This is a genomic window from Flavobacterium sp., from assembly GCF_027484705.1.
In the GTDB taxonomy this organism is placed as follows: Bacteria; Bacteroidota; Bacteroidia; order Flavobacteriales; family Flavobacteriaceae; genus Flavobacterium.
Map to the genome: position 1 here is coordinate 43758 of NZ_JAIXSL010000002.1, position 10333 is coordinate 54090.

10 protein-coding genes are annotated in these 10333 nt (G+C 41.6%); 7 read left to right on the forward strand and 3 right to left on the reverse strand.

Features of this window, described 5'->3' with window-relative positions:
* Position 1: 1 nt before the first annotated feature.
* Genes Q0058_RS00305 through Q0058_RS00325 form a run of 5 tightly spaced genes read left to right on the forward strand, consistent with a single transcriptional unit; the run spans position 2 to position 3935 of the window.
* Positions 2 to 802, forward strand: coding sequence for a phosphatidate cytidylyltransferase (locus Q0058_RS00305; protein ID WP_298220516.1), 801 nt, complete (start codon positions 2 to 4; stop codon positions 800 to 802).
* On the forward strand, positions 792 to 1448 hold the full coding sequence (locus tag Q0058_RS00310) for a phosphatidylserine decarboxylase family protein (RefSeq protein WP_298220518.1): 657 nt from the start codon (positions 792 to 794) through the stop codon (positions 1446 to 1448). The genes Q0058_RS00305 and Q0058_RS00310 overlap by 11 nt, the downstream gene beginning before the upstream one ends.
* Positions 1445 to 1717 carry an acyl-CoA-binding protein gene (locus Q0058_RS00315; protein WP_298220520.1) on the forward strand — a complete coding sequence of 91 codons (273 nt, stop codon included), beginning with the start codon at positions 1445 to 1447 and terminating at the stop codon, positions 1715 to 1717. The genes Q0058_RS00310 and Q0058_RS00315 overlap by 4 nt, the downstream gene beginning before the upstream one ends.
* Before the next feature lie 6 nt (positions 1718 to 1723).
* Positions 1724 to 2494 (forward strand): superoxide dismutase, encoded by a 771-nt coding sequence (locus tag Q0058_RS00320; protein ID WP_298220522.1) that lies wholly within the window; start codon positions 1724 to 1726, stop codon positions 2492 to 2494.
* A gap of 16 nt (positions 2495 to 2510) precedes the next feature.
* On the forward strand, positions 2511 to 3935 hold the full coding sequence (locus tag Q0058_RS00325) for a T9SS type A sorting domain-containing protein (protein ID WP_298220525.1): 1425 nt from the start codon (positions 2511 to 2513) through the stop codon (positions 3933 to 3935).
* 79 nt (positions 3936 to 4014) lie between these two features.
* Here Q0058_RS00325 and Q0058_RS00330 read toward each other — a convergent pair whose 3' ends face one another.
* Positions 4015 to 6648, reverse strand: coding sequence for a valine--tRNA ligase (locus Q0058_RS00330; protein ID WP_298220527.1), 2634 nt, complete (start codon positions 6646 to 6648; stop codon positions 4015 to 4017).
* A gap of 271 nt (positions 6649 to 6919) precedes the next feature.
* On the opposite strand from Q0058_RS00330, the gene Q0058_RS00335 reads away from it, so the two are divergent.
* Complete coding sequence (locus tag Q0058_RS00335) at positions 6920 to 7357, forward strand: DUF1573 domain-containing protein (RefSeq protein ID WP_298220529.1); 438 nt, start codon at positions 6920 to 6922, stop codon at positions 7355 to 7357.
* Positions 7358 to 7411: 54 nt separating this feature from the next.
* Here the strand turns inward: Q0058_RS00335 and Q0058_RS00340 are convergent, their stop codons facing one another.
* Positions 7412 to 8737 (reverse strand): PDZ domain-containing protein, encoded by a 1326-nt coding sequence (locus tag Q0058_RS00340; protein WP_298220530.1) that lies wholly within the window; start codon positions 8735 to 8737, stop codon positions 7412 to 7414.
* Between the two features lie 122 nt (positions 8738 to 8859).
* Here Q0058_RS00340 and Q0058_RS00345 point away from each other — a divergent pair, with 122 nt between their 5' ends.
* A complete protein-coding gene (locus tag Q0058_RS00345; RefSeq protein ID WP_298220532.1) occupies positions 8860 to 10053 on the forward strand; it encodes a pyridoxal phosphate-dependent aminotransferase in 1194 nt (397 codons plus the stop codon).
* A 161-nt stretch (positions 10054 to 10214) separates the two neighbouring features.
* Here Q0058_RS00345 and Q0058_RS00350 read toward each other — a convergent pair whose 3' ends face one another.
* Positions 10215 to 10319, reverse strand: a complete 105-nt coding sequence (locus tag Q0058_RS00350) for a hypothetical protein (protein ID WP_298220534.1) — start codon at positions 10317 to 10319, stop codon at positions 10215 to 10217.
* Positions 10320 to 10333: the final 14 nt, after the last annotated feature.

Below are 10333 nucleotides of genomic sequence, written 5' to 3' on the forward strand. Positions count from 1 at the left end.
AATGAACGAAACTCTAACAAGAGCGCTTTCCGGTGTTTTATATATTGCTATATTAATTTCCGCCACCTTATTCTTCAACAGCTTTTTAGCGTTATTCGGGATTTTCCTGATGCTGACCGTCAGCGAATTCTGTGACCTTGTCAAGCTTCCGAAACGCATTGCATTTCCTTTAACTTTAGTGCTTTATCTCGCATTTTCGTTTTTCATACAAAATCCAATCATCGATTTTGCTTTTTGGGCTTTCACTTTTGCAATCTCCATCAAAGCCATGCTTTTTTTGTTTGAAACCAAAGAAGCCAACTTGACAATAGCCTCAAAATATTTATATCTGATTGGTTACATCGTTTTCCCATTTCTGTTGATTATCAGACTGCCGATGACAGAAAATATCTTTAATCCAAAAATCATCATCGGGCTTTTTATGTTGATCTGGATCAATGACACGATGGCGTATGTCGTAGGAAAATCAATAGGTAAACGAAAATTGTTCGAACGAATTTCCCCAAAAAAGACCATTGAAGGTTTTCTCGGCGGATTAGTTTTCGCAGTGATTTCAAGTGTATTCATCGCACAATATTATATAGAACAACCTGTTTTTTATTGGATTCTGATTGCCGTTATCGTTGGTGTTTTAGGCACGATTGGCGATTTGATCGAATCCAAATTCAAACGCGTTGCCGGAGTCAAAGACAGTGGAAAAATTATGCCCGGCCACGGTGGCATTTTAGACCGCCTCGATAGTATTATATTTGTCGGACCTTTTGTATTTTTGTTGTATCAAATTTTAAATTATGTTTCATAAAGAAGGCGGAAAAATTATCCTGATTGCCACTACCCTAACTGTAATATTTTTATTGGCGGCCGATCGTCTGATTGAAATATTCTGGCTCAAAAAAGCCATCGAAGTTTTAATTCTGATCATGTTGCTGTTGATTTTACAGTTCTTCAGAAACCCGAAAAGAACGGTTGAGATCAATGACAACCATATCATCGCGCCGGTAGACGGAAAAGTAGTCGTGATTGAAGAAGTCTTCGAAGGCGAATATTTCAAAGACAAAAGGTTGCAGGTTTCAATCTTCATGTCGCCAATCAATGTGCATGTGACGCGTTATCCGGTCAACGGAAAAATCAATTTCAGCAAATACCATCCGGGAAAATACCTTGTAGCGTGGCACCCAAAAGCCAGTACCGAAAATGAAAGAACAACCGTGGTAGTTGAAAACCGCATTTTTGGAGAAATCCTTTACCGTCAGATTGCCGGAGCCTTGGCCCGAAGAATCGTCAATTATGCCGAAACTGGAATGCAGGTCGTTCAGGGAACAGACGCGGGATTCATAAAATTTGGTTCGAGAGTAGATTTATTTTTACCTTTAGGTACTGAAATCAACGTCCAACTCAATCAGACAGCCGTTGGTGGAAAAACCATTATTGCTATCAAAAATTCATGACCGCAAAAGATTTAAATACACGTTTTGAAGAAGCCGTGGCCATGGCAGACGAAATGTCGCAGGCTTCACTGCCTCAGGATGTGCAATTGCGCCTTTACGCCTACTACAAACAGGCAACCTTCGGCACTTTAGACCCTTCCAAAACGTCTACTTACCATCTCAGAGATGCCTTTAAAACCAACGCCTGGATGCAGATCAGCCACTTATCTTCGGACGAAGCCAAAGAATTGTATATTGAAGCCATCTTAGCGTTAGCCAATAAAAAATAAATTCCCATGAAAAAACAATATTTCATTCCCATAAGCTTCCTCTGGCTTGTGCTGGTTTCGTGCAACAACAAAAAACTGACGGAAGTCGTTGAAGTGCCGCTTCCATCGAAAGAAGAAAAAATGCTTATCGGAAGTCCCGAAGACGTCAAAGCGGAAGATGGAACGTTCAAAATGGCAGCACTTCCGTATGGTTATGAAGCCCTCGCGCCTAACATCGACGCGCTCACGATGGAATTGCATTATTCGAAGCATTACCTGACTTACACGAACAATCTCAATAAAGCCATCACAGGAACGGAACTCGATCAATTGCCGATAGAAGATGTACTCAAAAAACTCGACGTCAGCAATGCCGATTTGCGAAACAACGCCGGTGGCTATTACAACCACGGTTTGTTTTGGGACAATATGATTGGTGGCAAAACAGCTGGGAAACCTTCTGATACTTTAGCATTGGCGATCAATCGCGATTTTGGTTCTTTCGCCGGTTTTAAATCCCAATTTGAAGATGCCGCTTCCAAACAATTCGGCTCGGGTTGGGCATGGCTGGTGACTGATAAAACAGGGAAATTACAAGTTACAAGTACTGCGAACCAAGACAATCCTTTAATGTCGAATGCAGTAATTAAAGGAACGCCGATTTTAGCTTTGGATGTTTGGGAACACGCGTATTATCTGAATTATCAATACAAACGCAAGAAATATATCGATGCTTTTTTTAACGTGATCAACTGGAAAAAAGTTGGGGAACGTTACGAGGAAGCGATTAAAAATTAACCCACAAACTATCGATATGTTTCCCGCAAAAATAATTTCGTCGGTCATTGCCCTTTTATTTTTACTGTCGCCGAGCGCAGCCTTTTCCCAAATTGAATTCGCTCCTTATCAAGCCTTTGCCGCAGGTTCTTCATCGGATGCCGTATGCATTGGCGACCTCAATAATGACGGACTCAACGATGTCGCACTGGGCACCGGAACTTATTTTGATGCAGCCAACGATTTTAAGATTTCCGTATTCCTGCAAAACAATTCAGGCGGTTTGAATCCAGCAGTAAAATATAATTACCCACAGGCCTACCCCGGACTCACAACTTTGAAAATAGCCGATTTGAATGGTGATTCCAGAAATGACATCATCCTTGGTTATAATACCAAAATAGGAATACTATATCAAAATTCCGCAGGAACTTTCAATGCGATTGTCGAGTTCAACACTGGTGCATTGGTTGAATGTCTTGACACAGGCGACCTCAATGATGACGGAATGTCCGATGTTGCCGTCAGCACCGAATACGCTTCTTACTTTAAGGTTTTTTACCAGATCGGCGGGTCATTGGTAGCCGTATCTTACCCTAAACCTACCAACGCCAAATATATTGAAGTCGAAATCGGTGATGTCAATGCTGATGGAAAAGACGATATTATTTTTCAGAAATTCGGAGTTACCTCAGGTTTGCATGTATATCTACAAAATGAAATTACCGGATTTGATATTTTCACTGAATATATTGTTCCGAATATTGATAACTATACGACCTTGCTTGATGGCATTGGCGTTGGCGATCTCAATCATGACGGATTGGAAGATGTAGCGGCTTCTAGAAGCGGGAATAGGCCTCAGTCAAAAATAATTGTCTGGTACCAGAATCAAAATACACATGCTTTAGACGATGTTTCGGTATTTCCTGCTTATGATATTCCAAACCCGGTTGAGATTGACGACTTCAATAACGACGGCGAAAATGAATTGATTACGGTTCATGGCGGTTGGCAAAAATTGAGCTGTTATCAGCAGGACAACAATAACCTGCTGGGTAACTACACCCTATATCCATCACCGGGTTCTTCGCATTATGATTATCAGGCTTTATCACTGGGCGACCTTAATCATGACGGCAAAAAAGATGTAGCGGTGGCTGACACCTGGCTTGGTTTGTTGGTGTATTACAACACTACAACGTTGAGTACTGCAGATTTCAATGAAGAAAAAACAACCATTTATCCGAATCCGGCGGGCGATTTCTTAACCATCAAATCGAGTCATTCCCCATTCGATCAACTGAAGATTTATGACATGCTTGGCCAGTGTGTGTTGTATGTCGGGAAAGCAAACGATACGCAAACTACAATAAATCTGGGCGCCTTACCAGTCGGACTTTACACCTTGAAAGTATATTTCGGCAGCCAAATGGTGACCCAAAAATTATTGAAGAATTAATCCTAAGATCTATTTTAAACAAAAAACCACAACCCAAGCTTAGCTAAAAGGCGAAGCCATTCCTGGCAAAAAATGTCGATTATTTAAGGCTGGCCAAGCTTTGTTCGATGGTTGCAATTTTAGCCAAAGCATCAGCTTCTTTCTTTCGTTCCATTTCGAGGACCTTCTCAGGCGCGCCACTGACAAATTTTTCGTTCGATAACTTCGCCTGAACGGATTTCAAAAATCCTTGAGTGTACTTCAATTCTTCAGTTAGTTTTGCGATTTCTTCGTCAACATTGATGGCTCCTGTGATCGGGATAAAATATTCGTTCGATTTTACCCTGAACGATAACGCACCGTTGATTTTCTCGGTCACATAGCCGTAATTGGAAATATTGCCTAACTTCACCACCACAGCATCAAAATAAGTCGACGATTTGTCATTATTGATAATACTCAAATCAATCGTGTCTTTGAACGGGATATTCTTTTCTTTTCGGATGGTTCTGATGCCGGAAATCACTTCAATAGTGTTTTCAAAATCTGAAATGAGTTGTGCGTTGAACGGTTTCAAAGCCGGCCATTCGGAAATAATCAAAGCTTCTTCGGTATTTCTCTCGGCAATAATGTGCCAGATTTCTTCCGTTAGGAATGGCATAAACGGATGCAACAATTTGAGGTTGTTTTCGAGCATTTCAATCGCTTTGTCAAACGTGGCTTTATCGATTGGCTGTTGGTATGCCGGTTTGATCATTTCCAAAAACCACGAACAGAAGTCGTCCCAAACCAATTTGTAGATGGCCATTAAAGCGTCGGAAATCCTGTACTTTTCGAAATGGTCTTCAATTTCGGCGAGTGTTTGCTGTAATTTCGCTTCGTACCATTCGATTGCTACTTTCGACGATTCGGGTTGTGGGATTTCACTCGAAACGTCCCAACCTTTGATCAATCTGAAAGCATTCCATATCTTGTTGGAGAATGATTTTCCTTGCAGGCACAATTCTTCATCGAACATAATATCGTTGCCCGCAGAAGCACTTAAAAGCAATCCTACGCGAACGCCATCGGCGCCAAATTTTTCAATCAGATCAAGCGGATCGGGTGAATTCCCTAATGATTTAGACATTTTGCGACGGTGTTTGTCACGCACCAATCCTGTCAGATATACATTCGAGAAAGGTTTTTTCCCGGTGTATTCATAACCCGCAATGATCATACGCGCTACCCAGAAAAATAAAATATCCGGTCCGGTCACCAAATCGTTCGTCGGGTAATAGTATTTGAAATCTTTGCTTTCGGGATCCATAATGCCGCCGAACACAGCCATAGGCCACAACCATGAGGAGAACCAGGTGTCGAGAGCATCAACATCTTGGGTCAAGTTTTCGGCTGTCAGTTGTGCGTTGCCCGTTTTCTTTTGAGCCAAACTTAAAGCTTCTTCTTTCGATTCCGCTACGACAAAATCTTCTTTTGCATCACCATAATAGTAAGCCGGAATTTGTTGTCCCCACCACAATTGACGCGAAATATTCCAGTCGCGGATGTTTTCTAACCAATGGCGGTAAGTGTTGTCGAATTTTTTCGGGTATAATTTAATTTCTTCAGTTTCGAGCACTGACTTGATGGCAGGCTTCACCAGTTCTTCCATTTTTAGGAACCACTGATCCGACAAACGCGGTTCGATGACAGCTTTGGTTCTTTCAGAAGTTCCTACTTTATTAATGTGCGTTTCCGTTTTGACTAAAGCACCTATACTTTCGAGTTCTTTTGCAATGGCTTCGCGTACGACGAAACGATCCTGCCCTTGATAATGCAAACCGAAACTGTTTAAAGTAGCGTCTTCGTTGAAGATATCGACGATTTCAAGATTGTGCTTCTCGCCTAGCGTTCGGTCGTTCATATCATGTGCAGGCGTTACTTTGAGGCAACCTGTTCCGAACTCGATGTCTACGTATTCGTCTTGGATGATTGGAATGATCCTACCACAAATCGGAACGATGGCTTGCTTTCCTTTTAAATGTTGGAAGCGTTCGTCATTCGGGTTGATGCAAATCGCGGTATCGCCAAAAATGGTTTCTGGACGCGTCGTCGCAATCGTAAGGAAATCTTCGCTGCCTTCGATTTTATATTTTAGGAAATAAAGTTTTCCTTGTTGTTCTTCGTAGATGACTTCTTCGTCAGACAAAGTCGTTTTGGCTTCGGGATCCCAGTTGACCATGCGGTAACCGCGATAAATGTAGCCTTTGTTGTAAAGATCGACAAACGATCGGATTACGGAAGCTGACATATCAGGATCCATCGTGAATTTGGTGCGGTTCCAGTCGCAGGAGCAACCCAATTGTTTGAGTTGTTCGAGAATTACTCCGCCGTATTTGTCGGTCCAGTCCCAGGCGTGTTTTAGGAATTCTTCGCGCGAAAGATCGTTTTTATTGATGCCTTCTGCTTTGAGTTTGGCCACAACTTTAGCTTCTGTCGCAATCGAAGCGTGATCTGTTCCGGGAACCCAACAGGCATTGAACCCTTTAAGGCGCGCGCGTCGGATCAGTACGTCCTGAATCGTATTGTTGAGCATGTGCCCCATGTGTAAAACGCCAGTCACGTTGGGTGGCGGAATTACAATGGTGTAAGGCGTTCTATGATCGGGCGTGGAATGAAAATAATTGTTTTTCATCCAGTAGTCGTACCATTTCTGTTCTATGGTCTTGGCATCGAATTGCGCAGGGATTGTCATATTTTGTGGATTCGTGGATTCGTGGATTCGGTTATTCGTTACGAAAGCGTACTAATATCGATAAAGCTCTAGCCCCGATAGTAGCGGTTATCCTTTTGTGCCGGCGTTCGGCGCAAAAGATAGTAGCGAATAGCGGGAAACAGCTCCTGACGGAAAAACCCGTACTGGTATGCTTTTTGGTAACCGTGCAAAAGTAAATAAAAAATTAGGAATTAATTATTTGCACATTAACGAAAACAAAGTATTTTTACTCAACTTAAAAATTTGACCCATGAAAAAATTGTATGTACTGTTTGCCTTTGTAAGTTTTGCTTTTTCTGCGGCTGCGCAAGGTGCCAAAATTGAGTTTATGGCGAAGGACAATACCGTGGATTACGGATCGGTTTACAGAGATTCCGACAGCGGAATGCGTACATTTGAATTTAAGAATACGGGCGATGCGCCGCTGATCATTACCAATGTGCAATCGACTTGCGGTTGTACGGTGCCTTCGAAACCTACAGAGCCGATCATGCCGGGAAAAACCGGAAAAATTGATGTGAAATATAACATGAGCCCCGGGCCAATCCGAAAAACCATTACCGTAGAATCTAATGCAGTGAATGTGGAAGGCGGAAGAGTAGCGCTGAAAATTAAAGGCGAGGTGATTGTTAAAGAATCCGTCAATATTTTAGAAAAGAAAAAAGGAATTATATCGAGTGATAATTAGAAAAAAGAGAGCTTCAAATTGAGGCTCTTTTTTTTTGAGGGAATAGTTTGAAGTCTATAAAATGCTTTTGAGCTGGAATTTGAACTGGAGTTTTTTTCCCCCGCGTTCGATGGTAAAATGAAACCATTTCCCTTCTTCCGATTTTAGTAAATCATTGATCTGTTGTAGCGAATAACGATAAGCCTCCATACTGTTGATTGAAATGACCTGATCTCCGGCTTGCAATCCGCAGGCTTGTGCAGGCGAATTTTTCCGGACACTTGCTATGGTATAAACCGGTTTTAAAGAAAACTTATACTTGAATTGGTTGTCTACCCTTTCACCTGTATTGTCAAAACTGACTCCGTTTTCTACGGTGTTGAGTTTTACGGTTTCCTGAACCCATTGCAATCCTTCATTCTGAATCTCGATTCCGCTCATATTGTAGGTAAAGTTATCGCTGTAATAGTGGCTTTTCTTCAGTGAAATAGTTTCATTGGGATAATCGAAAATGATATTGAACCGTTTCAGCATTTCACCTCCTACTGAACCCAAACGGTTGGGAACCATACTAACGCTTCTGATCGATTGCATGCCAGGGAACGAAACGATGGGGTCAAGAAATTCGAAATCGTGAAGTTTAAATTTCTCAATTTTAGCACGATGCCCGTTGATGTCTCCGCTAAAACCTCTTCCGAGATAATCTTCAAAGTTGGTTTCCGGAATACTAATGTTCTTGTCGGCATTTTCAAACAACCAAATGGGGTCGCTGTTGCCCAGATCGACCAGCAATTTGGCATTGACTTCCGTATTGTTAAGCGTTACATCGGCACGAAAGTAGGGTTTGTTTCTTTCAATACTCATCGGAAACGCAGTGAATTTCTTTTGCATCTTTTTTCGCAATGCGCCGTTGTCTTTATAAACGATGATTTTCTTCTTATCGTAATTGATTTCCACCAGATTATTTTTAAAAAAATGATACCCTATGATGCCATTGACCGGAATACCAATGTGAGAAGAAAAATTAAAATCCTGATCAAGTACGATATAAACGTCGTGGTGTCGATCTATAAGTCCTTTGAAAGAAAGCGTATTGTTCGATGATTTTAACCCTTCAATAGCTTCGTTGTCGCCCAAACCGCGTAGTTTTATTTTCTGTACATTGTTGAACCGCACTTCGGCTTTGTCTTCAAGACTCAGCAAAATAGTTTCTTCGACGCCGGAATCGAGCAGGAAATTGAGCTCCACGCCATTGACTTTAATCGGAATAAAAATCAGGTTGTTGATGAATTGGAACGGAATCGTCACTTTTTGCTTATTGGTTTCAAACACAAACCCGGACTGGCCGGAAACGCTGATTTGAAAACCTATTAACAATACAAATGCGACGTAAAATCTCATGGAAATATATTTTCATAAAAAAAAAAAAAAAAAGGATGCACCGATATTTAATAATATCAATCAAAACAATTGCTGTGCTCTCAAAAAATTCGCAAATTTGCAACTCTAAAAAACAATGCATCATGCCAAAAGTATCCAACAAAGGAAAACAAATGCCGGAATCACCGATTAGAAAATTGGTTCCTTACGCTGATATCGCCAAGAAAAAAGGCCATAAAGTTTACCATCTCAATATTGGGCAACCTGACATCAAGACGCCAGAAGTAGCCATGAATTCGATAAAAAATTTAGATATAAAAGTCTTGGAATACAGCCATTCTGCAGGTTTTGAAAGCTACAGAACCAAACTGTCACAATACTATAAAACCCACGGTTTACCGATTGAAGTAGCCGACATTATTATCACGACAGGTGGCTCAGAAGCACTGCTTTTTGCCATGGGAAGCACGATGGATCAGGGCGATGAAATCATCATCCCGGAACCTTTCTACGCAAATTACAACGGTTTCTCAACAGCGTCCGGCGTAAAAGTTGTTCCTGTAATTTCAACCATTGACACGGGTTTTGCCTTACCTCCTATCGCCGAATTCGAAAAACTCATCACGCCAAAAACCAAAGCGATCCTCATTTGTAATCCCGGAAATCCGACTGGCTATTTATATTCCAAAGACGAAATGCTTCAATTGGCCGAACTTGTAAAAAAACACGATTTATTTTTGATTGCTGATGAAGTCTACCGCGAATTCACTTATGATGGCGACGTCCATTATTCCGTGATGAACATTCCCGGACTTGAAGAAAATGCCATCATGATTGATTCTGTTTCTAAAAGATACAGCATGTGCGGCGCGAGAATCGGATGCATCGTATCCAAAAACAAAGAACTCATGGCCACGGCAATGAAGTTTGCCCAAGCGCGTTTGAGCCCGCCAACTTTCGCCCAAATCGCCAGTGAAGCCGCACTCGACACCCCACAAAGTTATTTCGACGAAGTGATTACCGAATACCGAGAAAGAAGGGATACGCTCGTAGCAGAACTCCAAAAAATTGAAGGTGTTAAAGTTGCGAAACCTAAAGGTGCGTTTTACTGCATCGCCCAACTTCCGATAGACAACGCTGACAAATTCGCACAATGGCTTTTAGAATCGTTCGATAGCAACAAAGAAACCGTAATGGTCGCTCCGGCTGCCGGCTTTTACTCCACTCCTAATGTCGGACTCAACGAGGTGCGCATCGCCTATGTGCTCAAAAAAGAAGACCTGATTCGTTCGGTGCAGATTCTTAAAGAAGCCATAGAAGTATATAACCAGAAGTAGGTTTAGGAGCTGGTTCCCGCTGTACACTATATCTTTTGTTCTGAACCCCAGAACAAAAGGATACCGTTACCATCGGGGCTAGGGCAATCAACTCATAAAAAACAATTATAAAAAAAGCAACTCTTAGGAGTTGCTTTTTTTATTCTTTATAATTTAGTCGTTTATCGTTTCAAAGAAAAGTGAGACCTGAATTCTTTAGCCTCGCCATTTTCTTTATAAAATACCCTAAACCAATAATCTGATGTAGGCAACGTCAATCCATTGATAGTTCCATCCCAAC

Excerpts from the sequence above, each read along its gene's own strand:
- Q0058_RS00305 (WP_298220516.1), top strand. The coding sequence starts at position 2 with ATGAACGAAACTCTAACAAGAGCGCTTTCCGGTGTTTTATATATTGCT.
- Q0058_RS00310 (WP_298220518.1), top strand. The coding sequence starts at position 792 with ATGTTTCATAAAGAAGGCGGAAAAATTATCCTGATTGCCACTACCCTA.
- Q0058_RS00315 (WP_298220520.1), top strand. The coding sequence starts at position 1,445 with ATGACCGCAAAAGATTTAAATACACGTTTTGAAGAAGCCGTGGCCATG.
- Q0058_RS00320 (WP_298220522.1), top strand. The coding sequence starts at position 1,724 with ATGAAAAAACAATATTTCATTCCCATAAGCTTCCTCTGGCTTGTGCTG.
- Q0058_RS00325 (WP_298220525.1), top strand. The coding sequence starts at position 2,511 with ATGTTTCCCGCAAAAATAATTTCGTCGGTCATTGCCCTTTTATTTTTA.
- Q0058_RS00330 (WP_298220527.1), bottom strand. The coding sequence starts at position 6,648 with ATGACAATCCCTGCGCAATTCGATGCCAAGACCATAGAACAGAAATGG.
- Q0058_RS00335 (WP_298220529.1), top strand. The coding sequence starts at position 6,920 with ATGAAAAAATTGTATGTACTGTTTGCCTTTGTAAGTTTTGCTTTTTCT.
- Q0058_RS00340 (WP_298220530.1), bottom strand. The coding sequence starts at position 8,737 with ATGAGATTTTACGTCGCATTTGTATTGTTAATAGGTTTTCAAATCAGC.
- Q0058_RS00345 (WP_298220532.1), top strand. The coding sequence starts at position 8,860 with ATGCCAAAAGTATCCAACAAAGGAAAACAAATGCCGGAATCACCGATT.